Genomic DNA, 23,895 nt, shown 5'->3' on the forward strand with positions numbered 1-23,895 from the left:
ATGTTCAGAATGAATGTAACCAATCAGTCGTGTTTGCTTTTATCTGGCTGACTAGTTTCGGTATGGATGGCTCCAGATGAATCCTTGTTCTGATCTGGAGGTGAATCCGTTGCAGGGATATGAGTATGAGTGAGCAGAGCATGAGCTTCTATGGAGAAGCTGCCGCTTCGTTTTCCCTGAATCAGATATATAAGCAAGAACAGAATCATAAACATCACGGAATATCGGTACATATCGGTATAACTCGTTATGGCCGCAATGGCCCCAAGAAGAAGCGCACCTGTCGCAATACCCAGATCCAGCGAGTTCAAAAACATGCCATTAGCCATGCCACGTTGAGAAGGAGATACGACTTGAATCATCCAGGTCTGCAGAGACGACTGCATGGAACCATAGCCTATCCCGTATAAAAAGGCAGCAATGAACAGGACCGACATGGAGGATGCATATGAGAGTAGAATGAGTCCGGCAGCAATGAAGATTGCTCCTGGAATCAGCAGTGCTTTTGGACCCTTATTGTCATAGATTCGTCCAGCAAAGGGTCTAACCAATAACACGGCGAGTGCATTAAACAAAAAGAACAGCGCAGGATTGGCCAGATTGGCTTCCTTACCATACAAGACGATGAATCCGACGAGCCCACCATAGGTGATGGATAACAGGCAATTCAGCACACTGGGCAGAATCAGCTTGCGGTTGAACGGTGTCTTTTGTTTTGGGTTGGATCCTGAATCACTTGTAGTAGCTTGTGGAATGATACGTTCACTGTTATTGTTTCTGGCGGCTTTTTTACGGGTCAGCGTGTAACTAAGTGGATAGATTACAGCGAGAACACCAGCAGTACATAACATCAGGGTTACAAATCCGGCACCCTGGAGCAGAGTCACCCCTATGATGGGTCCCATGGACATGGCCAGGCTAGTTGATAGCCCGAAGTAACCCATGCCTTCACCCATTCGTTTGACGGGCACAATGTCCGAGGCCATTGTTGGAAAAGCGGTACTGCTCATACCGAACCCGATACCAAATAACATTCTTAGCAATAAAAGCACGGCTATGCCCGCAGCAAAATAATAGCCGAGCGTTGCCAGCAGGGCTACGGAGAGGCCGATATAGATCATGGCGTTACGAAGACCCTTCTCCAGTGCTTTCGCGGAGTAGAGACGGGCTGCAATGGCACTTAGTGCAAACAGACAGGTGAAGAGGCTGACCTCAAATGCATTAGCGTGAAATCGCTCCTGAACGTAAGACGGAAGTGGTGAGACGATCATGTGCAGTTGTAGAAATAACAAAAAGTTGCATAGCATTAGCAAAATAAAATCGGTGGTCCATAGCCTAACTTGTGTAGATTGTTCTTTCATGATGACGTATTCCCCCTGAGTTGTGATTCTTACAAGTTGCGGTTAATGAGGGAAAGAGTATGTTTAAATGCTTCCATCTGGTCTTCGGATATACCTTCAGCAAGTTCTTTATTCATTTCTCTTTCGATCGGAACGAGGACATCAATTAACGCTTTGCCTTCCTTGGTGAGGTATAACAGATAGGCTCTGCGATCGTGTTCACTGGTCCGGCGTTCTACCAAACCCTTTTTCTCAAGCAGATCAATAATCCGGGCTGTGGTGGGCTGGTCTTTGAAGACACGTGAAGCGAGTTCTTTCTGATTCACACCTTCCCCACGGTCAACATTAAACAGCACAGAAAATTGCTCTGTTGTAATATCATAAGGTTTGAATCGCATTGCGAGTAGGGCTACCGCTTTACGATGCGTGAAACCCAACATGAATCCGACAGACTGTTCAAGTGTGTAGTCCATATAATTAACGAGACCTCGCTTTCCATCATAAAAAGTTCTGAACCAATTAGTTGTTATAACAACTATATGTGAAACAAGTATTTTTGTCAAAATGAAATATTCCATATCAGTCAAGCCGGAGCACTATGCATGGATTAAAAAATACTGTTAGAATGGTAATGAAACCGCTTCGATTCAATGCAAGTTCATCGTGCTTTTGAAGAATGAGAAAACCAATTTCCTCTAACCGCTGTTGGAGAAGACCAAGGAGAGCTGTGTGTGCTGAAGAATATCCCTGCAATAATTCCTCCAGAATTGCTCAAAATTATGTCTGAAATGGGGCATGGGGACGAGCTGGTGCTGGCTGACGGCAATTTCCCGGCAGCGAGTCATGCCAAGCGACTGGTGCGCTGTGATGCACTGGGAGTTGTCGAACTATTGGAAGCCATCCTGCAATTATACCCACTGGATACCTATGCTGAGCGTCCCGCTGCTGTCATGCAGGTTGTAAAGGGGGATCAGGTGGTACCGATCATATGGGAAGACTACCGCCGTTTAATTGAAGAATATGAAGGCATCACGGATGCATTGGATCATGAAGAGCGATTTGATTTTTATAAACGTGCTTCGAATGCCTATGTGATTGTTGCAACGGGTGAGCGTGCACAATATGCCAATCTGATTCTGAAGAAAGGCGTCATTTTCCCTGATGCTGATCCTGGTCAGCAACAACAGAACGCTGAATCGAACTGAATATTTACGGCGACGGAGCAGCGGATGCTTTGGTCGCCTTTTTATTTTTGCCAATAACAAGGCAGTATAACAAAATGTTCAGAATTGGCATGGACGAACGAATATTCAGCTCAATGCCCAAGATACTACAAACTTTGATACAGATGATGAATGGGGAAAGAGAAGGGATTATTTTAAAATATAAAGATCACAAAGGATGAGACGTTGGTCTCCAATTAAAGGAGTTGAGTGAAGTGCAGCAACGAATCAGACAAGCGGGTCTTCCAGAATGCAATGAAGTGGGTCGACTGTTCAATGAGTACAGGGTGTTCTACAATCAGAATGCTGACATTGAGGCGGCACGTCAGTATATTAAAGAACGAATGGAACGCCATGACTCGGTGATTTTGGTAGCAGAAACCGATGTGGAAAGTGATCAAGGGAAAGATGATTGTAATGGTATGCCAAGTTCGCATGGCTTGAGTTGTACCGGATTCGTTCAGCTGTATCCCAGTTTCAGTTCGGTATCGATGGGGCCGATCTGGGTGCTTAATGATCTATATGTGCATCCTGATTTTCGTCAGAAAGGCATTGCAAGAAAACTGTTGCAAGCAGCCAAGCAATTGGCATCTGAGCGTGGAGTTCTTCGTATATCACTTTCTACTGAGTTAACTAACACGCAAGCGCAAGCTTTATATGAATCCGAAGGATATGCACAGGATACCAAATTCATGTATTATGAACTTAATGTATAAGAGGGTGCTTAAAAAAGCGCATGATATAAATGAATGGCAGACCCGTAATAGGGAACGAGGGAGGGGAGTCGCAACATGATGCAGTGGATTGCCATGATCACGATGTTAATTGATCATATAGGGGCTGTCTTTTTTCCACATATTATAGAGTTGAGAATTATAGGTCGTATCGCTTTTCCAATCTATGCTTTTGCAGTGTATATCGGTTATAAACATACACGAGATGTACAAAAATACATATGGCGTCTGTTCTGGATTGCGATAATATCACAGGTGCCGTTCATGGCTGCGTTTAATCATTATTCTCTGAACGTGGTATGGACATTGTGGTCTGCCCTGTTGGTTCTATTCGTTATCGATAAACTGCCATCCCGTCTACTGGGTATTCCAATCGTCATTGGGGCAGGTTGGTTCATGGAAATTAGCCAAATGGATTACGGAATGTACGGGTTGTTATTAGTTCTGTTATTCCGTTATTTCCAAGGTCCTGTGCTTGTCATGGCACATGTTGTGTTAAATGCACTATATCTTCTGCTGCATCATAGCTCTGTGCAAATGTATAGCGTGTTGGCCACCGCTGGTATTGCTGTTGCTCAGTATTACCAAGCAGGATTCCGGATGAAGGGGCCACGTTGGGTCTGGCGCTATTTCTATCCAGCTCACCTCGCCGTCATTGCAATCATTCGCTGGATATAAAATAATGCCCAGAATGCAAAGTGAAGAAGCCATCTTATCGTCAGTGAATGACGATAAGATGGCTTTTCTCTGTGTGGCTATATATATTAATCAGGTTGATGCTAGAGTGGACTTACTCCATTGCTGTTGAAGTGCCATACTGGCGCCGAATCGCGGCGGGGAAATACCCAATCTGAACAGCGTAGTCTAACATGACGGAGATGAATCGATCATCTGTTTTCGCACATGAGATTCCGGCAGGTTCCACATAAGCCGTTGTGACAGGACAAGCATAGACATAAGCTGAATCCTTCGCTCCGTCGCCTTCAAGCTGTGCAATAGCCAACTGAAGAGCTTCCGGCTCCTTGCTGATGCTGGCATCGAACAGCCAACGGGTGTACTCGGCAAAAGGAAGTGTCTCGACATTGTAACCAGCCCGATTCACAGAACGGATCAGCTCATCATAGCGGATCGGCTCCGGATTACAGATGTGGAACACACGGCCGGCTGTATCCTGACGTAAGGCCAGATGAACAATGGCTTCACTTGCATAGTTGATCGGTGTGAAATCAACCATCCAGTCTGCCGCAGGCGCTTTGCCAAGCAATAACATGGCTTTGATCATGCGATAGAAGGCATTACTATCAATATTGGACTGGAAGCGTCCCGTTTCCGAGTGGCAAGTTAGATTACCTGCACGATAAATGCTGACAGGTACACCTTCCTCGGCCGCCATCATGAGTACTTTCTCGGCTTCAAGCTTGCTGTCCGAATACAGGTTGTCCACATGCAAGTCAGCCGGGAACCGATCATATTGCAGGGAGGATTCCCATTGTCCGCTGAGTGCGAGATCTTCCGGAATGCCCATCGTGGATACATGGTGGAAGGAGGCCCCAGGTTTGCTACGAATCAGATCCAGCAAGGCGACCGTTCCTTCCACATTTGTTTTGGCGAACTGATCGGCATCTCCAAAATGACGTACGTCTGCTGCGCAGTGGATGACACGATCAATTCGTTCATGGACATAAGCCGTTTGTTCAGCTGAAAGACCGAGATTAGGTTGTTCGAGATCCCCTTCAATAATCTCCACGCGGGAAGATAGTTGATCAGTCAGTTGTTTGCCGAAATATCCTTCCAGCACGTTAGTCAAACGTTCCATTGCAGTTATTCCATTGGATGGTCGACGGACCAGCGTGTAGATTCGTGTACTGGAATTCAGAATTAACTGTTGAAGCACATGAGAACCCAGATAACCGGTGGCTCCGGTCAGTAACACATGCTCAGGTTCACGAATGAGCGGATACCCCAACTGGGACGCCAGTTCCACAGGGTGTTCGGATAATTGTGTGATCATGTCATCCGTCACCGTCGAATGCGTTACTTCTGCTGTACTTTGTGACAGTACTTCCACGCGACGAGCAAGAGCACGGACTGTTTTCTCGGCAAAGAAGTCGGCAATTTTCAGCTGCGGGTAATGTGGCTTCAGAATGACGAGTACATGAATGACCCGGAGTGAATCACCACCGATATTGAAGAAGCTATCTTCGACACCGAAGTCGTCGTGTTGAAGAATTTCTTTCCATGCATCTAGGATAATGGATTCCGTCTTTGTCTCCGGCAGAACCCGGTCAGGGCGGTCTTCATGTCGTTCCACATGAGGCAGGGATACCATCGCTTTGCGATTGATTTTTCCAGTCGGTGCAATCGGCATTTCATCCAACTGACAGATCCACTTTGGTACAAAATAAGAAGGAAGTTTCGCGGTCAGTGCTGCCTTGATGTCGGAAACAGAAAGGGTACTGCCATCTTTTGATGTAAAATACCCAACCAGCATATTCTGTCCATCCGATTCTTTCTTTGGAATGACCGCAACGTTCTGAATCTGATCAAGCCGTGCAAAGTGATCTTCAATCTCGCCGATCTCAATGCGGTGTCCCCGAATTTTTAGCTGTGAGTCACTGCGACCAACATATTCCAGTAACCCGGTATCCAGCAATTTGGCAATATCGCCAGACTTGTAGATTTTTTCACCTATTGCAAAAGGGTTCTCAATGAATGCTTGCTTTGTACGTTCTGGCTGATTCAGATAACCTTTGGCCAGTGCAGGGGTAGCGATATATACTTCACCAGGTACACCAGCAGGACAGAGCTGTTGTTCTTCATTCACAATGTAGACTTTGTAATTATGAATCGGTTTACCAATGGGGATGTTCACCACATGTTCTGGAACCTGCTCACTGATGCGGTGAGTGGCTGTGGCTACTGTACATTCGGTAGGTCCGTATACATTAACAATATCAATCTGGTTTCCAAATTTACGCTGGAAGGCACGAACCTGCTCACCATAGAGCGCTTCTCCGGCTACAGTAATGATTCTGACTTTGGCCAGCTTGTGGAAACCTTCATCGGATAAATAGGAAGCAAGCTGATTGAAGAAAATCGTAGGCAGGATCGTAATGATCGTTGTTCCTGTCCGTTCAATTGCACTTGCGAATTCTTCAACAGATACACGTTCTTCCGCAGACAACAGATATAATTCTGCTCCATAGAACAAGGCGCCAACGGTATCCCACACGGATGCATCGAAGCTGTATGTAGCAAACTGGGTTAATACATCACCTGGTTGAATGTCACAATCACGTTGAACCACACTGCCAAGGTTGGTTACACCCCGGTGGGCAATCAGCGCCCCTTTGGGCTTACCGGTCGACCCTGACGTGTAGATAATATACGCAAGATCATCTGGCTGGATATCCAGATTGGGGTTGCTTGCTGCAAATCCGGCTAGACGACCATCCACAGAGAGAATCTGACGGACCGTAGCTATATTGGAGAACAAGCTGGAAGCTTGTGCAAAAGAGGCTTCCGTTGTCAGCACGAATGAAGACGCCGTATCTTCCACAATATAACTGTTACGTTCTTTTGGATGCTCAGGGTCAATTGGAACATATGCACCCCCTGCCTTCAGAATACCCAGCAGGGAGATGATGGTCTCCAGACTTCGATCCATAAAGATACTGACGAATTCACCTTTCTGCAATCCATTGGATAACAGAACGCGTGCAACCTGATTCGCTCGTTCATTCAATTCTCTGTACGTATAACTTTGGGATGGTGATGTTATCGCGGGCGAATCCGGATATGCTGCTGCTGTTGCTTCGAACCATCCATGGACCGTCTGATTCTCTGGTTCAAGCACGGAAGTATCATTCATCTCCCGGTATAACAATCGATCTGAGGCGGAAAGAATATCCACCGTACCGATCGCTTTCTCACCGTCACGAACGAGGGCGAGTAGAAGAGTCTGATAATATTCTGCATATCTCAGCACGGTAGACTCTTTTAACAGTGAACTATCATAGAACAGATCAAGGATGAGCATGTTCCGATCATCATCTCGAACATTCCAATTTAATATTTGTGGTGCTTGAGGCAACTGTACGCTATTCAGCATGAACAACGTTTCAGGGTATCCACCGTTTTGCAACGTGTATTCAATCTTGAGCTGCTCTGAAACCTGATGACATAGTTGGTTGAAGGTCAATTTACCCTGAATCTGTAAAGAAAGATAGGAAGCTGCCTGATCGGGGGCAAGTATACCTATGGCAAGTTCCTGTTCAGCTGACAATCGGTATAACAAGGCTGCATAAGCTGAGAGGAGTACCGGGTACACCATCTGTTCTCCAAACTTCTGTTTAAGATCACGGCTCAGAGAATCATGTAATGTGATTTGAGCAGACTGATAAGAGAATGATTGTTGACGTCGCCCAAAATCCAGTGGAATCTGCAGAACGGGCAAGCTAGATTCCATGGAATGGCTAGAAGATGGTTGGTTTTCAATCACTTCAGTTATTCCTCCTTGGTTCAAACCGAATGTTTGTGGATTTGAATTATTGTTTGCTTACATTGAAATGAGAGATTAGTTCTTGGAGTTCCTCGGACATGCTGTTAAGGCGTGTGGAGGAGTCTACCAGTGTGATCAAAGATGCTTTTTGCTCATCAACAGATGAGGAAATTTGTTCACTGCTGTTTGCAGTCTTGCTTACGCTTGAAGACAAGTCCTCTGCTGTAGCGGTCATTTCTTCAGTACCCGCAGAGATTTCTTCCGTCGCGCTTGATACTTCCTGAATCTGATTAGATACTTTTTTCGCTGCTTCTAAAATGTCTTCGAACAGTTGACCTGTTTGATCGGCTACGCTGAGCCCTGTATCTACTTCTGACGTACCTTGTTCCATAGCACGTACAGCTTGTTTGATTCCAGCTTGAATCTCCTGAATCAATACGCCAACCTGGCTGGTCGCTTGTTCAGACTGCTCGGCAAGTTTGCGTACTTCACCTGCAACAACTGCAAATCCTCTTCCTTCTTCACCAACACGTGCTGCTTCAATGGAGGCATTCAGGGCAAGCAAGTTTGTTTGGCTAGAGATTCCCGAGATAATATTGAGAATATCGCCAATTTCCTGTGAACGACTCTCCAGAACCTCAATGGCAGAAGCAGTATTCTTAACCGATTCGGTAATCAGGTTCATCTGTTCGGATACTTGACGGACAACGCTGTTACCTTGTTGTGAACGACGTTCCATTTCATAGGCTTCATCCGCTACACTAGCGGAGCTGGTGGCAATTGTCTGGATTACAGTAGCCATCTCGGACATGGCACGTGCACTATCTCGGGTTGCCTGTTCCTGTGAACGAATGTTGGAAGTGATTTGAGTTACGTTGTTATTGATAGAATCTGCATTGTCACTGTTGCGTTCGGAAACTTCATATAACTCTTTGGCAGACTGATTAACTTCTTGTGATGTGATTTGCACTTTAACGATAGTATCGTTGATTTTGCGAACCATGGTGTTGAACTTCTCATTAACGAGTCCCAGATCGTCTTTGCCTGTCGGAATGTTGACATTCAAATTACCCCGACTGACGTCATCAATTCCTTTGATCAAATGACGGATAGGGGAAAGGGTGTTTTTAACCACAAGGTATTGGATAATCAGGAATAATAGCAAGAAAGCCACAAGGATGATAATTCCGTTTTTTAGCAAGGAGTTAAGTCCTGCGGGTACGGCTGATGCATCTGCATCAATGGCAAAATATGAGAAAATCTTACCGTTGCTGTCTTTGATCGGATATGCAATGGTTGTCCAAGTTCCGAAATCATCGGAATAGAATGTGGTGAATGTAGGGCGGTCCGTATTAAGCATTTCTTTCAGTGCGTTGGCTACAACGACCGGCTGCTCATACATGTCACCTATATTTACGTTCTCACTTTGAAAAGCCTCTCTTAGGTTGGTCGGCATCGCTACAAGGGAAGTTAATCTCTTGTTATCGCCACCGAGCTCAACACCGAAGATGTAGGCTTGTGCAATGTTAGGATAATATTCTTGCATTTCATCAAAATACGCTCGTAATTTCGTTTGTGCTGCTCCATCATAGCTGCCTTCTGCAATAGCAGCTTGTACCTCGGCAGGATTGATATCTTCAGCCCATTTTTTGGTGATTTGTTCCACCTGTCCATGCAGTTGATCAACAAGAACTGTTTTTTGAAAATAGTAACTGCTTGCGATAAGTGCTACCCCGATGATAATGATATTGGTAAATGAGAGTAACAAATTTTTGGAGAAAAACGACATGCTTTTCCAACTTAATGATTTCACTAAATTCCACTCCTGATCTTCTTTAAATTAAGAAACTTTAGGTTGCTTTGGTACAGTGAACTAGATCATTCCGGGATCCCCTCCAAAGGAAATTTATGCGACCATGGTCTTGGTTTATCAGTCGCTTTCGTAGAGACTTATGTACCGTATGAACCATAGGTGTCTAATTATTAAAACACATCTATAATTAATATGTCGTATAAAATGTCGTTAAATTGAATAGTATCGTTAAATTTTTTTTAATATTTTACGTATTTATGGACATATCAGACGGTTTATAGGTATTTAGAACTGTTTATTTTAAAATTTCCCATTTTTTAGCTTCATTCTGTATTCTATAACATGGTGGGTAAAAAAACATCCTTCAACAAAACAAAAATAGATGGCAAAGATGCAACAGAAGGCACGGATATACATCGGAAGCGGTTTTATCTATAATAACTACATATGCATTTCTCAAATTATGAGCAGCGGGGGTTTATAGATGAATCTTAAACAGATAGCAGCAGAGCGTGCGGCGGAATATGTTGAAGATGGAATGAAGGTTGGATTGGGTACAGGTTCGACAGCTTATTATGCCATCTGCCGAATCGGTGAGCGTGTACGTGATGGATTGAACATTCAAGCGGTTGCCACTTCAGAGGCTTCGGACAAGCTTGCCCGTGAATGGGGGATTTCTATCATTCCATTTGACCAGATTGGACGTCTGGATCTGACCATTGATGGCGCTGATGAAGTAGATCCCGAATTTAACCTGATCAAAGGGGGAGGAGGGGCTCTTTTGCGTGAGAAAATCGTGGCGGCCAATAGTGACAAATTGATTATTGTGGCGGATGGCAGCAAAGCCGTGCAAAAGTTGGGTAAATTCCCACTTCCGGTTGAAGTTGTTCCATTTGCTTCGGAGTGGACCTTCCAGGCCCTCGAAAAATTGGGGTGTCAACCACAGTGGCGGATGGATGGACAGCAACGTTATCTGACAGACAACGGAAACCTGATAGCGGATTGTCATATGGAAGCGATTGATCACGCCGCGAGCCTTAATGTTCAATTGAACATGTTACCAGGTGTTGTTGATAACGGACTTTTTGTGGATATGGCGAGCACAGTCATTCTTGCCCAAGCGGACGGCAGTATCGAAGAGCTCCATCGTTCTTAATATGGAAGAGGGTGCGTTACATCTCATGAAAGAACTACCCATCGTGGATGGTGAACTTGTTCTCCGGTGTGTGGAGAAAAAGGATCTGAAAGAACTCTATGAATTGATCTACTGTGATGACGTACCTGAATGGAAGCAATGGGATGCACCTTATTACCCACTTAAACACGAAAGTTATGAAAGTTTCGAACAAGGTATGCTCAAACGATTGGACGTTGATGCAAGTGATTCCAAACCGGTATCGATCCGTATCATTGAATCCGACAGACAAATTGTGGGCACGATCAGCTATTATATAGAAGATGAGTTATCCATGTGGCTGGAAATGGGGATTGTAATATACAGATCTGCCCAGTGGGGACGCGGGGTTGGTACACGTTCACTTGTCATGTGGTCAAGTCATTTGTTCGAACATCTTCCTTTGGTTCGCGTTGGACTGACTACTTGGTCTGGTAATGAACGAATGATGCGTGCGGCCGTAAAAGCCGGATTACAGGTGGAAGGGCGAATGCGGAAGTGTCGTATCGTTCGTGGGGAGTACTATGATTCAATTCGTATGGGAATGCTCCGTGAGGAGTGGGAGCAGAAGCTGGCTCCTCATACGAGCCGAAATGTAAACAACTGATGGAGGATTATTGAAATGCTGAACACGGAGGACAACCGGGAACTGTCTTTACAATTATTCGTGGTTCTTGTTCGGGCCTACAATTCTGTGACCTCACGTTCCAATCGGGACATCCAGAGTCACGGACTGAATACGACAGAATTTGGTGTGCTTGATTTGTTATATCATAAGGGACCGCAGGCATTGCAAAAGATTGGTGAAAAAGTGCTAATGTCCAGTGGTAATATTACGTATGTTGTAGATAAGTTGCAAAATAAAAATCTGCTGTTTCGTCGACCATCCAAGGAAGATCGGCGTGTCATTTACGCTGAGTTAACCGATGAAGGAAGAGAATTGTTCACACAGATATTTCCTCAACACCATCAGGTCATCATCGATGCTTTGGAAGGACTTGATCCTTCCGAGAAAGTGGATGCGATTCGGATGTTGAAGAAGCTGGGACTGGCGGCAGAAGGGAAAACTGACTTGCGTTCATAACGCAGGTCAGTTTTTTTGTGGAACCAAAAGTAAAGGCTTATACTGGCTGACTGGCTTGCAAGGCCCTCCATAATATAGGAAGATTGTTCTATACATGCATGGCGTAAAATACATGATCATCAAAAATTCATGTATAATGGAACAGAACTTTTTAGAGCGGAATGGATGGATTGGTTGGATCTAATAGAAGAACCTATCCCGATTGCAAGTTAGCTAACATTGATCTCATTCTGGATACGTCACGAATGATGATGGAGATGTGATGCGGGTAGAGGAGGGGTGCATCTATGAGTTATCAAGAAGCAGGAGAACGTTTACTCCAGGAATCGGGAAACTTAGCGGATAAAATAACGGAGAAACAGTATCTTAGACAGCCCGATTTACTTGAGCGATTTGGTGAGAACGGAAAAATGCGAACCAAACAGGATTCTCAGTATAGCTTGAACTATTTGGCAGAAAGTGCGCTCTTACAGAGTCCGGGCCTGTTTACTCATTATATTGCCTGGCTGAAAGTTCTACTTGAAGGTTACAAGGTATCACAAGAAGACCTGGCGATTAATCTCAACCTGATTAAAGAGGCATTGGAAGAAGAATTTGACCATTCGTCAAAGGCACTTCTGCTCGATTATCTGGAGATGGGAATATATAGAACAACACAAATGGAGTCACAGGCGGGTTATATTAACGAATCCATGCCATATGGAGATGCTGCGCAATCATACTTGCAGTGTTTACTTGAGAATAAACGGAAAGAAGCCTTCGAGATCATTGAAGCTCAGTTAGAAGCTGGGGTGACGATTCGTGATATTTATCGATATATTTTTCAGCCTACCCAATATGAAGTCGGACGATTGTGGCAGAATCATCAGATCAGTGTGGGGCAAGAGCACTTTTGTACGGCAGCGACCCAATCATTCATCTCACGTCTCTATTCTCGCTGGTTGACTCATGCGGGTGAGGGTAAAAGGCTGGTTGCCACCTGTGTAGGCAGTGAACAACATGAGATCGGACTGCGTATGCTCACAGATGTGTTCGAGATGGAAGGCTGGGATACGCACTATCTGGGAGCCAATGTTCCTAATGGAAGTGTAGTCGAGGCTATAGAGCGCCATCAGGGTGATGTTGTTGCGATTTCAGTTACGATGACGTATCACCTTCATCTGGCCAAAGAATTGATTCAACTGATTCGTCATCATCCGGCAACGGCACATGTGAAGATTATGGTCGGGGGATATCCTTTTAACATTGATCAGGATTTGTGGAAAACGATAGGTGCCGACGGTTATGCTCCGGGAGCCGATGAGGCAGTTGCGGTTGCAGAACAATTATTGGCTCAGCCAGCTACATGCAATCATCTGGATCTGGATATGGTTAGGGATTAGGAGAGGGATGATGTGATGTCTACTGAGAACGGAGAGATACAGAGGCTGCGCAGAACGATTGAGCAGTTATCGGATCAGATGATTCGGAGCAAAGAGCAAGAGGAACGGATACTCGCGGAGTTCTCGGATATGAATAATGAACTGGTAACACTCCAGCGTCTGCTTGCGAAGAACAATAATAGTCTTGAGGCTGCACGTCAGCAAGCAGTAGATGCAGGGGAATCCAAAAACGCATTTATTGCAGGCATCAGTCATGATTTTCGCACGCCATTAAATGGCATATTGGGGATGGCTGAGATGCTTAAGCTGTCCCCCTTGTCTGAAGAACAGGAGACTTCGGTTTCCGTTATACAGGATGCTGCCAAACTGCTACTTAAGTTGATTCAGGATCTTCTGGATCTATCCAAACTTGAGGCGGGTCAGATGCGGCTTGAACGGGGAGAAGTGGATCTGCAAGAGACGATAAATTATATTGTTCGTTTGCTTGAACCCCAAGTCAGAAAGAACGGCAATCGGTTATCAGTAGACTGTGACCCCTGCATCTCAAATCTTCTTGAAGGGGATTCAACGAGGATTACGCAGATATTGATCAATCTCATTCAAAATGCGAACAAATTCACATCAGAAGGCTCTGTACAGATACGAGTCACTCTTAGTAAGGATGATGTGAACAAGCAACTCATTCGATTTGAAGTTGAAGATACAGGGATTGGTATTTCGGAAGAAGATCAGACCCAGTTATTTCAACCCTATGTGCAGACAGAACGAGGACGCTCGAGAGAGTATGAAGGGACAGGACTCGGATTATCCATTTGCAGATCACTCGTTATTCTAATGGAAGGTGAGATTGGAGTAGAGAGTCAGGAGGGTGAAGGATCAACATTCTGGTTCGAACTTGCACTTGGCAAAAAACACGTTAATCAGGCCGTGAATGAGTCTGCTACTTCCACACCAGAGTATCAGAGGGGGGCTATGCATGATGAAACTGCTTCTGTATCCGTATTACTGGCCGATGATAATGTCATCAACCGGCAGCTTGTTATGCTGCAGCTCAAAAAACTGGGAATAACCCAAGTGGATTCTGTAGTGAATGGGGAAGAGGCCGTTGCAGCTTTTCACAGCAAAACATACAGTTTGATTCTCATGGATTATATGATGCCATTAATGGATGGTTTGGAAGCAACACGTCAAATCCGCTCCATAGAAATGGATGAAATGCGTCATCCCACACCCATCATTGCAATGACAGGTAATGTTATGCAGGGAGAGAAAGACAAGTGTATGGAAGCCGGGATGAACGACTTTATTGGCAAACCCTTCACGCTGGAAGTGCTGAGTAAGATGATCCAGAAGTGGCAGCAATCCTCCGAAGCGACAGAGGTACTGAATATGAGCATCGTGCATGAGATTGCGGAATTAAACACCGATGGCGATCGCACACTCCTTGGCATGTTGTTGGATATGTATCGTACCGAAACACCTGGCAAAATTGAGGTGCTGCGCAGAAATATTGTGTCTGGCGACCATGTTGCTGCTACTGAAATAGCCCATGATCTGAAATCAGGGAGTCTGAGTCTGGGGATTCGTTATTTATCAACTTTGTTTGCCCAGATAGAGCAGTTCGCGAAGGAAGGTCAATCACGGAAAGCAGAACCTTTGCTGGATGCTTTGTTACCTGCCTACCAAGCCGCCTGTGCGTCACTGCAACGAGTCAGTAAAGATTGATGATATCTCAATAAGGAAAGAGGGTAGAACCCGTTCATGATATTCTACGTACTTGCAGTAATGGTACTGATCCTTCTTGCTCTTCTGTGGACAGGTGGACTTTATTTTTTCAAAACCGCCATTCGTCGTACGCCAAAAACGTTTTTGGTGGATAATCCGAATCTGATGCCTGAGCCGGACAATGAAATCATCAGCAGTGCTTCTGACCTGAAGTGGCTGGATGCTCAGCCTACAGAAGAGGTAATCCTTCAATCGTATGATGGACTACAACTGCATGGTACATGGCTTAATTCCAATAAGGGGTCAGATCAGACCGTGATTCTGGCACATGGTTATTCGGGGAAAGGCAGAGAAATGGCTGGTTTTGCCCGATTTTATGCGGAAAAGCATGGGTATAACGTGTTAATGCCGGATGATCGGGGTCATGGCCGGAGCGAAGGTGACATCATCGGTTTTGGCTGGTTAGACCGTAAGGATTATGTACAGTGGAGCAACTGGGTGCTTGAAAAAGTGGGTACAAAAGGGGAAATCATATTGCACGGCATATCCATGGGAGGAGCAACCGTACTGATGACAGGTGGTGAAACCCTGCCGGCTCAGGTTAAAGCGATTGTGTCTGATTGTGCATATACATCTGTGGAAGAAGAACTGACGTTCCAGTTAAAGCAACTATACAAGCTGCCTGCATTTCCGTTCATACCTGTCACAAGTCTGATCTCCCGGTGGAAAGCAGGGTATTCCTTCAAAGAGGCTTCTGCGCTCAAGCAACTTGCCAAAGTTAACGTTCCCGTGTTGTTCATTCATGGGGAGGCGGATACGTTTGTACCAACGGAAATGGTGTACAGGTTGTACGAAGCTTGCCCAACCAAAAAGGAATTGCTGACCGTCCCCCGTGCGGGTCATGGCACAGCGTTTCAAGTTGATCGCACCGGATATGAGGCGGCACTGGAATCCTTTATGAAGAACCATCTGTCGCATCCAGCATCGGTAATCCATTGATTTCTTATATTGTATTATGGGTATTCATGGATAGGACAGATGTGGAAGGGGGCGGAAGATGGCACGCACACAAAGGAAATGTTCTTACTGCCATGAAGGAATGGCAGAAGATGAGTTTAAGTGCAAATCTTGCGGTAATCTGGTTGCCACAAAAACGGCAATGCCTGAACAACCTTATATGACTGAATATGAAGAATCGGTATTGGATCGTTATTCCATCGTTTTGCTTGTACTGATTACACTTTTTCTCGCTCCGGTGGCTATTTCCATAGGTGGAGTCATGTTGTTTAACGACAGTTCATACAAGAGAGATACGGGTAAATTACTTGTAACGGCTGGATTGGTCATCATGTTCATTTTTTCAATCCTTTTATTCGCTGGTACCGGGACATTGACGTTTAATTTCTAAACTATGGGGGTGTCTTAATGGGAAATGAACAATTTGAGGCTGCACGAAAAGCAGAGGCAGGTTATCATTCTAACTTCTATGAGAATAATGAATTATTCGCCTCGGGTACTTGGATGTCCAGGCCAATGCCTATGGTTATGGATATGCTGGAACGTATCCTCGCTCACAAGGAGGAACTGCGTGTCCTTGATCTGGGATGCGGAGTAGGAAGGCATACTATACCCATTGCACAGCGTCTTGCACAGACGAACAGTGAAGTCATCGGTGTGGATTTGCTGGACGAGGCTATAGATGGACTTCGCAAGTATGCGAAAGAATATAAGGTGGATCATCTCGTGCAAGCTGTAAAAGCAGACGTTGAGCATTATGCCATCGAGAAGGATCATTTTGACTTTATAGCTGCTTGTTCTTGTCTGGAACATGTATCGAATAAACTAGCATTCAAAGAAGCGCTAGAGCGGTTACAAGCAGGAACTCGAACAGGTGGCATTCATTGTATTACGATGAGTACCAATGTGGAGGAGAAAGAAATGAACTCAGGCCGTGATGTCGAGCCGTTAATTGAATTGAACCTGCCCACAGCCGAGGCTATTGCTATACTTGAGGAGGCTTATAAAGGCTGGAATATTCTGCTTAAAGAACATGTCACACAGACGATTGAAGAGGATAAGTATGATGAACCGACACAATTTCGTTGTGAACTGCTACGTTTCGCTGTGCAAAAGCAATAAATTCTCTGCCGGGACCTGATTAAAGCCCCGGCACTCTTATTGTTCTGTTGGGAGGGAGAAGTTAGGGATGAATACATACGTAATTGGGATGGATGGAGGAGGGAGCCACACCCGTGTGGCTGTCGCCGATCAGAACGGAAGGTTGTTATCCTATGTCCAAAAGGGAGGTTGCAATCGTTATCACGATATCCATGCCGAGCAACATGTGTTGGAAGGTATCGCGAGTATGTGATCCGCTGCCGATAAGGCTGTTGGGGGCGCACTGTTGGATGCATATCATTTGGCGCAGATCAACGTTTCGGATAACATCTCGACTGTGCTTCAATCGGAACTGAATCGTTATACGACTTGAACTTTGCGAGGCTAACGACTACAATACGATAACGGAAACAAGCAAGGTATAGGAGGAATAAGGGTGTTAATTAATTTGAAATCACGCATAGAAGAGCCGGTAGTACAGGAGCTGTTATCTTACTCGGTCTTTCCTGATCCGGATCATCTGAAACGTGCGTTGAAACAATATTTAGAGAATGACGAACTGTATCTGGCCGGATATGAAGCAGAGGAACAATTGATCGGTCTGATCGGTTATGAGCATACAGGCTCCAGCGAGATTACCATCCACCATATTGCCGTTCTGCCGGAGAACCGCCTCAAAAATTATGGTCGCGGCATGATTTCACAGCTGCTGGAGAAATACAATCCTGACACTTTGATTGCAGAGACGGATCTGGAGGCCCTGGAGTTTTACCGGAATACGGGATTCATCGTATATAGTCTGGGCGAGCTTTATCCAGGTGTGGAGCGGTTCCGTTGTGTACTTGAAAAAGAGGAAGATACAGACGAAGAATAACGCAGAAGTGTTCTACTACTTTATAAAATAAATAGAGCATACGCATTACAGGATGTTGGATTTGGCAATTAGCTGAGTCGGACGTCCTGTTTTTTTATTGTTCTCATCAAAAAAAGCAGGAAAAAAGTATTGCTTTCCAATATAGTTTCATTATAGAATAGTTTCACAGGAGAATAGTTCGTTAAGCGAACTATATTGCGAAAGGAGAATGATGAATGAACAGACCGGATGCTGGAAGTTTGGTTAATCGCTATTTGGATGCTTCTTTCTTGGTAACCAAACGGTTTGATACCCAGATACGTGAACGTGTAGGGCAGATTTTGACGATGGATCAGTTCTGTTCCCTTCGACTTATTAATGAGAAGCAGACTTGTACACCCTCTGATCTGGCAGAACTATTATGCATAGGCAAGAGCAGTATTACTGCTCTGGTCAACAAGCTGGTGGATCGTGATCTGGTCGATCGTGCAGGGGATGAACGTGACCGCAGGGTCGTATATTTAACTCTGACGGACAACGGGCGACAGGTGTACAGGGAGACAGAACAGGAAATACAGCAGATTCTGGAGCCGTATCTGGTTCATTTTACACCGGAAGAGGTTCGGATTTTCATTGAATCTTTTGAGAAGCTGGCAGCTTTGCTAACGCATGAAGGAGGACAGGAGAACGAATGAGAGCGATACTGAAAGCAAGATGGTGGTTAATGGGGCTATGGGTGGTTGTAGCTGCCGTATTGATGTTTACCGCCCCTAACATGAGTGAATTAATCCGGGAGAAGGGACAGTTTTCGGTTCCTGAAGGGTATTCTTCCACCCAGGCTGCAAAGATTCTGAATGAAGCTGCGGCACAAAAAGGAGAACAGCAGGGCAGCCAAATTGCTCTTGTATTTTATAATCCCGATGGTCTGGGTACCACGGGGAAACAAGAGGCAGAGAAGGCTGTTAAACAATTGGAGGCCGACAAAGAGAAGCTGGGCATTCTGTCCATTCTGGAACCTTTCTCTCAGCCTGAATTGTCCGAGAAGATGATCTCGGCTGATGGCAAAACGATATTAACGTCGCTATCTATTGATCAGGGAGATCGTACAGTCAAGGAAATGCGGGAAGACCTGAATGAAACATTGAAGTCCGTCAATGTGGAGCACTACATAACCGGTAAAGGTCTGATTGACGAGGATACCATTGAAAGTTCCCAAGAGGGGCTCAAGAAATCGGAATATATTACCGTTGTCTTTATTTTACTCATTCTGTTCTTGGTGTTCCGTTCGTTTGTAGCTCCGTTTGTACCGCTGCTGACGGTGGGGATCAGTTACATTGTATCGCAACAGATTGTGGCATTCCTCGTGGATGGAGTCGACTTCCCGATATCAACGTTTACACAGATCTTTATGGTCGCCGTTATGTTCGGGATTGGTACGGATTATTGCATCCTGTTAATCAGTCGGTTCAAGGAAGAACTGGCTCATCATGAAAATACGTGGGACGCCATCATTGCTACCTATCGTACTGCGGGTAAAACGGTACTCTTCTCAGCACTGGCCGTGCTGGTTGGATTCATTGCGATCGGCTTTGCCCAGTTTATGTTGTATCGTTCTGCAGTTGCCGTAGCTGTGGGTATTGCCGTAATGATGCTCGCCTTGGTGACGATCGTTCCCTTCTTCATGGCGGTATTAGGCAAGAAGTTATTCTGGCCGTCGAAGGGTTCGCTTGAACATGCGGAGAGCAAGATCTATGGTGTAGCTGGCCGCTTCTCACTGAAACGTCCATGGGCTGCGCTGCTCATCGTTGCGGCTGTCTGTGTGCCTTTATTGGCAACCTACGATGGCAAACTGTCGTTCAACAGTCTCGATGAGATTGGGGAGAAATATGATTCCGTAAAAGCATTCAACATTATCTCCGACAGCTTTGGTCCGGGTGAATCGCTGCCGGGTCAGATCGTCATTCAGAACGATGAAGCGATGGATAATGCGAAGTATATGGCTGTAGCCGAGAAAATTAGCCGTGAAGTAGAGAAAGTGGCCGGAGTCTCTGGTGTCCGCAGTATGACACGACCTACGGGTGATGAGATTAAAGATTTTGAAGTTACACAGCAAGTGGGAACATTATCGGATGGACTGGGAGAAGGCAAGACGGGTCTGGACAAAATCCGTGATGGTCTGAGTGAAGCCAGCAGTCAGCTAAGTAAAAATGAACCCCAATTAAAAGAAGCTGCTGATGGGGCAGGAAAACTTACCCAAGGGACCTCGCAGTTGCAATCGGGTATCACGCAACTCAGTGAGGGACTTGGGCAGATTGAAAAAGGTATTCGAGATGGTTCCGCAGGTGCCGGTGAATTAAAAGCCGGGCTTCAGCAAGCCAAAACGAGTGCAGATCAACTTGCGCAGGCGAATAATCAGTTACTTGAAGCTTATCGTCAGGCGGGAGCTGGTGTCGCTGCACTGGGGGAAGGAACTCGTGAACTGGAGCAACAACTAAGCGGGGTCTCAACAGCTTTGACCAGTCTCTCCGAATCCTTCACAGCACTTGAAGAGCGATATCCTGAATTACAGCAAGATGCTGATTACCAGCGTATCAAAGGCACGATTGGTGAAACAGGTTCTGGTACAGCGCAGCTCGCTCAAGGTTTGGGTCAGATTCAGACCAAGCTAGGAGAAGCCACTGCTGGAATTAATCAGGCCAATGAAGGTTTTGCCTCCGCAGCAGCCGGACAGAAGGCTCTTGCTGATGGTCTGGGCCAAATTGTAACGGGAATCAGTCAGTTACAATCCGGTCTTAAACAGGCTGCTGATGGTCAGGGGAAAGTCATTAGTGAGATTCCTTCCATTCAGGATGGACTTGGCCAGCTTCAGGGTGGTCAGGAGAAAATGCAGCAAGGTTTCACGGATCTGAGTGGTCAGCTGACACAACTGACAGATGGACTGAACCAAAGTGTCGATGGCATCAAACAGGTTTCAGGAGGATTGGATTCGGCACAGGATTATCTGACGCAATTGCAAAATTCACCGGATTCGGATCTGGCAGGCTGGTACGTTCCTGAAGAAGCTCTGAACAGCAAAGACTTCAAACAGGTATTTGATACGTATCTTTCCGAAGATCGAAAAACGATGACGATTGATGTTATTTTTGCAGAGAATCCATACGGCACAGAAGCTATTGACCGTGTTCCTGACATTGAAGCGGCAGTACATCGTGCGGTACAAGGCAGTACGCTTGAAAAAGCAGACATAGCTATAGGTGGCGTGACGAGTACATTTGCAGATTTGCAGGAGATCTCGAATAATGACTATACACGTACTGTCATGCTGATGCTGGCGGGTACATTCATTATTCTGGTCGTGCTGCTTCGCTCGGTCATTATGCCATTGTATCTAATCGTTTCCTTATTACTGGCTTATTTCACATCAATGGCGTTAACCGAAGTGGTCTTTGTTAATATCCTTGGATTCGCAGGCATCAGCTGGGTTACTCCGTTCTTCGGATTTGTCATGCTGATTGCACTCGGTGTGGATTATAGCATCTTCTTGATGGATCGTTTCAATGAGAACAAAGGCATGAAAGTACAGGATGCCATGTTGTACGCGATGAAAAACATGGGAACCGTTATTCTATCTGCAGCGGTCATTCTGAGCGGAACTTTTGCTGCGATGTATCCATCCGGTGTTCTCTCAATGATGCAGATTGCTACAGTAGTTCTTAGCGGGCTGATCCTGTACTCTCTGCTCTTCCTGCCATTCTTCGTGCCAGTGATGGTGAAGATGTTTGGCCGGGCGAACTGGTGGCCATTCCCTAACAAGGAACAGGCAGATTCCGTTGATTCGGATCGGACCCTTGGCATGTAATATAATGCATTGCAATGAATGGATTAGGCTCTGCCGTGTTATGCGGCAGGGCTTTTTCTTTTTTTAAATCTGTAGAAAAACCACATCTTCTGCAAAAGAAAGGTGCTTGCCTAAGGACACCATCCCGCGCCTTGTCTTGCCACTCATCATAAGATATAGAGCAGTTCATTATTGTTCAGGAATTCACAGCAGAGAGGGGCGACGGGATGGTATATCGATATGTGGCTATAGGAGATTCATTAACGGTCGGTACAGGAGCGTTGCTGGGCACCGGCTTTGTTCCTTTATATCGGCGAATGGCAGAAATGAATGTTCGTACATTTGTATCCATGGAAAATATGGGCGTAAATGGACTGACGTCTGGGGGGATGTTGCAGATGATCTCTTCGCATCCCCGCGTACGGCAATCGCTGAGTGAGGCGGATATCATTACATTATCCATTGGCGGGAATGATCTGATTCGTACCTTTAAATCAAGTGGCGGCATACCCAATGCCAGTAAAATGACACAGGTGCTTGGAGAAACCCGCAGTAATGTATCCCAGATCATGAGGCACATTCGGCAGTTAAAGGGCAATAGTGAGTATATGGTCCGATCTATCGGATTGTACAACCCGTATCCACAAGCGACGGAAGCAGCCTACTGGGTGCGCCAATATAATTCATTTTTGAATGGAGCGGGATCGGGCAACTATGCGTGTGCTCAGGTTTATGACAAGTTCGAAGGTCGTGAGCGTGAGCTGTTGTTCTGGGACAGAGTGCATCCCAATGCGAGAGGCTATCGTGTTATTGCAGAGCAGCTTAATCGAACCGGATATTATCCGTTCTCATGATCACGTTGGAACAGAACTAGACCGAGCGATGGACTTCCTTTAAGATAAATAAAAGACCGTTCCATTTTGAGAGATAAAGGGGTTAATTTTTGGTGCAAAATATCGAATCCGGTTCCCTCCATCATTCAGAGCAGCAACGTATATCCGAAGTGTTGGCCTCATATGGTTTCACATCGGACTGGATAGGTGAGCGTGGAAAAGGTGGGATGAATAATTCTACCTACATGCTCCATATAGACGGGACGAGTTACGTAATGAGACAATATGAAACACATAATGATCCGATGAAAATCACCTTTGAACACGAGGTGCTGGAAGCCCTCCAGCGTTCGAACTTTAAGCTTCATACACCTTCACCTGTAAGGCGGTTATCTGGCGAGGGGGATACCTTTCTTCCTGTAAAAGATACCCTCACAGGTCATACCAAAATTGCGACGCTGTTTCATTATCGGGAAGGTGTCAATCCCATCTGGCATAAGCCAGACCAATTATTTGGACTCGGTAAAGCGGCGGGGGCCCTGTCTTCTGTTATGGCAACGCTGGATATACCACTTGAACCTGTGTATCCACCGTACTACCAAATTCAGGATGCGTATCCGCTCTGTTCACCAGAACGATTATTACAACTATGCGCATCGCCGCCAGAGGCATTAATCGCATGTGCGCATGAGCTGAAGCAACTGGGAGATGCGCTGCCAGATCTGTTTGATGCCCTGCGGGGAATGGAACAGTTGCCGCATCAATTGGTCCATGGAGACGTGAATGCCTCGAATGTTTTGTCAGATCAGCAAGATGGTGAAATCTGTGCCATTTTGGATTTTGAATTTGCGACATGGGATTTGCGGGTCATGGAGCTGGCTGTTCCGATGTCTGATCTTCTTACCATGGACAAGAGTGAAGATTGGATGTGGCAGGCACAAGAGGGACTGATCAGGGGATTTCGGGAACAGGTCAGCCTTGAACCGGAAGAGTTGTTAGCCATTCCTCGATTAATTCTGCTGCGCAGTCTGGATGTGGTCATGCATTTCATCAGTCGGATGTTCGAGGGCACAGATGAGCCGGAAGTGGCTGTGGATCAGATTAAGAAGCTCAAACAGCGGATGGACTGGATGCGTCTGAATGAAGAACGCCTGCATGAGATTTTGGTATATTAATATCATTGTTATGAAAAAAGTGCACTGTTTCTGCTCATACGAGGGCAGAGATCAGTGCACTTTTATTAGTTAGAATAGTGATATCTGAAGATTACATCGGAT

21 protein-coding genes are annotated in these 23,895 nt (G+C 45.6%); 17 read left to right on the forward strand and 4 right to left on the reverse strand.

The window, feature by feature from the left end:
• Positions 1-23: 23 nt before the first annotated feature.
• Together NLBNIHML_RS28045 and NLBNIHML_RS28050 are read right to left on the reverse strand one after the other, a co-directional pair.
• On the reverse strand, positions 24-1,361 hold the full coding sequence (locus NLBNIHML_RS28045) for an MFS transporter (protein ID WP_494353284.1): 1,338 nt from the start codon (positions 1,359-1,361) through the stop codon (positions 24-26).
• A 29-nt stretch (positions 1,362-1,390) separates the two neighbouring features.
• Entirely contained in the window at positions 1,391-1,813 is a 423-nt protein-coding gene (locus NLBNIHML_RS28050; RefSeq protein WP_339260350.1) for a MarR family winged helix-turn-helix transcriptional regulator, read from the reverse strand.
• A 258-nt stretch (positions 1,814-2,071) separates the two neighbouring features.
• Between NLBNIHML_RS28050 and NLBNIHML_RS28055 the strand changes: the two genes are divergently transcribed.
• From NLBNIHML_RS28055 to NLBNIHML_RS28065, 3 genes are all read left to right on the forward strand, one after another.
• A complete protein-coding gene (locus NLBNIHML_RS28055; RefSeq protein WP_339241332.1) occupies positions 2,072-2,545 on the forward strand; it encodes an RbsD/FucU family protein in 474 nt (157 codons plus the stop codon).
• A 233-nt stretch (positions 2,546-2,778) separates the two neighbouring features.
• Positions 2,779-3,279: a GNAT family N-acetyltransferase gene (locus tag NLBNIHML_RS28060; protein ID WP_494353285.1), complete on the forward strand. Its 501-nt coding sequence runs from the start codon at positions 2,779-2,781 to the stop codon at positions 3,277-3,279.
• A 75-nt stretch (positions 3,280-3,354) separates the two neighbouring features.
• Positions 3,355-3,975 carry a TraX family protein gene (locus NLBNIHML_RS28065; protein ID WP_339303044.1) on the forward strand — a complete coding sequence of 207 codons (621 nt, stop codon included), beginning with the start codon at positions 3,355-3,357 and terminating at the stop codon, positions 3,973-3,975.
• Between the two features lie 112 nt (positions 3,976-4,087).
• Here NLBNIHML_RS28065 and NLBNIHML_RS28070 read toward each other — a convergent pair whose 3' ends face one another.
• Complete coding sequence (locus NLBNIHML_RS28070) at positions 4,088-7,765, reverse strand: non-ribosomal peptide synthetase family protein (RefSeq protein WP_494354771.1); 3,678 nt, start codon at positions 7,763-7,765, stop codon at positions 4,088-4,090.
• 79 nt (positions 7,766-7,844) lie between these two features.
• Positions 7,845-9,587: a methyl-accepting chemotaxis protein gene (locus NLBNIHML_RS28075; protein ID WP_339243008.1), complete on the reverse strand. Its 1,743-nt coding sequence runs from the start codon at positions 9,585-9,587 to the stop codon at positions 7,845-7,847.
• A 508-nt stretch (positions 9,588-10,095) separates the two neighbouring features.
• On the opposite strand from NLBNIHML_RS28075, the gene rpiA reads away from it, so the two are divergent.
• From rpiA to NLBNIHML_RS28145, 14 genes are all read left to right on the forward strand, one after another.
• Positions 10,096-10,767, forward strand: coding sequence for a ribose-5-phosphate isomerase RpiA (rpiA, locus tag NLBNIHML_RS28080; protein ID WP_472478764.1), 672 nt, complete (start codon positions 10,096-10,098; stop codon positions 10,765-10,767).
• A gap of 25 nt (positions 10,768-10,792) precedes the next feature.
• Complete coding sequence (locus tag NLBNIHML_RS28085) at positions 10,793-11,392, forward strand: GNAT family N-acetyltransferase (protein WP_472478762.1); 600 nt, start codon at positions 10,793-10,795, stop codon at positions 11,390-11,392.
• A gap of 15 nt (positions 11,393-11,407) precedes the next feature.
• Positions 11,408-11,869 (forward strand): MarR family winged helix-turn-helix transcriptional regulator, encoded by a 462-nt coding sequence (locus NLBNIHML_RS28090; protein WP_339241344.1) that lies wholly within the window; start codon positions 11,408-11,410, stop codon positions 11,867-11,869.
• A gap of 287 nt (positions 11,870-12,156) precedes the next feature.
• A complete protein-coding gene (locus NLBNIHML_RS28095; RefSeq protein WP_472478759.1) occupies positions 12,157-13,251 on the forward strand; it encodes a cobalamin B12-binding domain-containing protein in 1,095 nt (364 codons plus the stop codon).
• 15 nt (positions 13,252-13,266) lie between these two features.
• Positions 13,267-14,976 (forward strand): ATP-binding protein, encoded by a 1,710-nt coding sequence (locus tag NLBNIHML_RS28100; RefSeq protein WP_494354772.1) that lies wholly within the window; start codon positions 13,267-13,269, stop codon positions 14,974-14,976.
• 36 nt (positions 14,977-15,012) lie between these two features.
• On the forward strand, positions 15,013-15,975 hold the full coding sequence (locus NLBNIHML_RS28105; RefSeq protein ID WP_479491852.1) for an alpha/beta hydrolase: 963 nt from the start codon (positions 15,013-15,015) through the stop codon (positions 15,973-15,975).
• 58 nt (positions 15,976-16,033) lie between these two features.
• Positions 16,034-16,384 carry a hypothetical protein gene (locus tag NLBNIHML_RS28110; protein ID WP_339241450.1) on the forward strand — a complete coding sequence of 117 codons (351 nt, stop codon included), beginning with the start codon at positions 16,034-16,036 and terminating at the stop codon, positions 16,382-16,384.
• A gap of 17 nt (positions 16,385-16,401) precedes the next feature.
• Entirely contained in the window at positions 16,402-17,115 is a 714-nt protein-coding gene (locus tag NLBNIHML_RS28115) for a class I SAM-dependent methyltransferase (RefSeq protein ID WP_342572545.1), read from the forward strand.
• Positions 17,116-17,182: 67 nt separating this feature from the next.
• Complete coding sequence (locus NLBNIHML_RS28120) at positions 17,183-17,347, forward strand: hypothetical protein (protein ID WP_339241455.1); 165 nt, start codon at positions 17,183-17,185, stop codon at positions 17,345-17,347.
• Between the two features lie 183 nt (positions 17,348-17,530).
• A complete protein-coding gene (locus tag NLBNIHML_RS28125) occupies positions 17,531-17,968 on the forward strand; it encodes a GNAT family N-acetyltransferase (protein WP_494353286.1) in 438 nt (145 codons plus the stop codon).
• A 215-nt stretch (positions 17,969-18,183) separates the two neighbouring features.
• Positions 18,184-18,642, forward strand: a complete 459-nt coding sequence (locus tag NLBNIHML_RS28130; RefSeq protein ID WP_339241458.1) for a MarR family winged helix-turn-helix transcriptional regulator — start codon at positions 18,184-18,186, stop codon at positions 18,640-18,642.
• Positions 18,639-21,806, forward strand: coding sequence for an MMPL family transporter (locus tag NLBNIHML_RS28135; protein ID WP_494353287.1), 3,168 nt, complete (start codon positions 18,639-18,641; stop codon positions 21,804-21,806). The genes NLBNIHML_RS28130 and NLBNIHML_RS28135 overlap by 4 nt, the downstream gene beginning before the upstream one ends.
• Positions 21,807-22,012: 206 nt before the next feature.
• On the forward strand, positions 22,013-22,639 hold the full coding sequence (locus NLBNIHML_RS28140; RefSeq protein ID WP_339241461.1) for a GDSL-type esterase/lipase family protein: 627 nt from the start codon (positions 22,013-22,015) through the stop codon (positions 22,637-22,639).
• A gap of 92 nt (positions 22,640-22,731) precedes the next feature.
• The gene (locus NLBNIHML_RS28145; protein WP_494353288.1) at positions 22,732-23,793 is read left to right on the forward strand and encodes a phosphotransferase; all 1,062 of its coding nucleotides are present in this window, start codon (positions 22,732-22,734) and stop codon (positions 23,791-23,793) included.
• Positions 23,794-23,895 lie beyond the last annotated feature (102 nt).

The sequence above is a fragment of the Paenibacillus sp. JNU01 genome, assembly GCF_059130585.1.

Bases quoted from the DNA above. Each gene is read 5' to 3' on its own strand.
- NLBNIHML_RS28045 (WP_494353284.1), bottom strand. From the start codon at position 1,361: ATGAAAGAACAATCTACACAAGTTAGGCTATGGACCACCGATTTTATT.
- NLBNIHML_RS28050 (WP_339260350.1), bottom strand. From the start codon at position 1,813: ATGGACTACACACTTGAACAGTCTGTCGGATTCATGTTGGGTTTCACG.
- NLBNIHML_RS28065 (WP_339303044.1), top strand. From the start codon at position 3,355: ATGATGCAGTGGATTGCCATGATCACGATGTTAATTGATCATATAGGG.
- NLBNIHML_RS28070 (WP_494354771.1), bottom strand. From the start codon at position 7,765: ATGGAATCTAGCTTGCCCGTTCTGCAGATTCCACTGGATTTTGGGCGA.
- NLBNIHML_RS28075 (WP_339243008.1), bottom strand. From the start codon at position 9,587: ATGTCGTTTTTCTCCAAAAATTTGTTACTCTCATTTACCAATATCATT.
- rpiA (WP_472478764.1), top strand. From the start codon at position 10,096: ATGAATCTTAAACAGATAGCAGCAGAGCGTGCGGCGGAATATGTTGAA.
- NLBNIHML_RS28085 (WP_472478762.1), top strand. From the start codon at position 10,793: ATGAAAGAACTACCCATCGTGGATGGTGAACTTGTTCTCCGGTGTGTG.
- NLBNIHML_RS28090 (WP_339241344.1), top strand. From the start codon at position 11,408: ATGCTGAACACGGAGGACAACCGGGAACTGTCTTTACAATTATTCGTG.
- NLBNIHML_RS28095 (WP_472478759.1), top strand. From the start codon at position 12,157: ATGAGTTATCAAGAAGCAGGAGAACGTTTACTCCAGGAATCGGGAAAC.
- NLBNIHML_RS28100 (WP_494354772.1), top strand. From the start codon at position 13,267: ATGTCTACTGAGAACGGAGAGATACAGAGGCTGCGCAGAACGATTGAG.
- NLBNIHML_RS28105 (WP_479491852.1), top strand. From the start codon at position 15,013: ATGATATTCTACGTACTTGCAGTAATGGTACTGATCCTTCTTGCTCTT.
- NLBNIHML_RS28110 (WP_339241450.1), top strand. From the start codon at position 16,034: ATGGCACGCACACAAAGGAAATGTTCTTACTGCCATGAAGGAATGGCA.
- NLBNIHML_RS28115 (WP_342572545.1), top strand. From the start codon at position 16,402: ATGGGAAATGAACAATTTGAGGCTGCACGAAAAGCAGAGGCAGGTTAT.
- NLBNIHML_RS28120 (WP_339241455.1), top strand. From the start codon at position 17,183: ATGAATACATACGTAATTGGGATGGATGGAGGAGGGAGCCACACCCGT.
- NLBNIHML_RS28130 (WP_339241458.1), top strand. From the start codon at position 18,184: ATGAACAGACCGGATGCTGGAAGTTTGGTTAATCGCTATTTGGATGCT.
- NLBNIHML_RS28135 (WP_494353287.1), top strand. From the start codon at position 18,639: ATGAGAGCGATACTGAAAGCAAGATGGTGGTTAATGGGGCTATGGGTG.
- NLBNIHML_RS28140 (WP_339241461.1), top strand. From the start codon at position 22,013: ATGGTATATCGATATGTGGCTATAGGAGATTCATTAACGGTCGGTACA.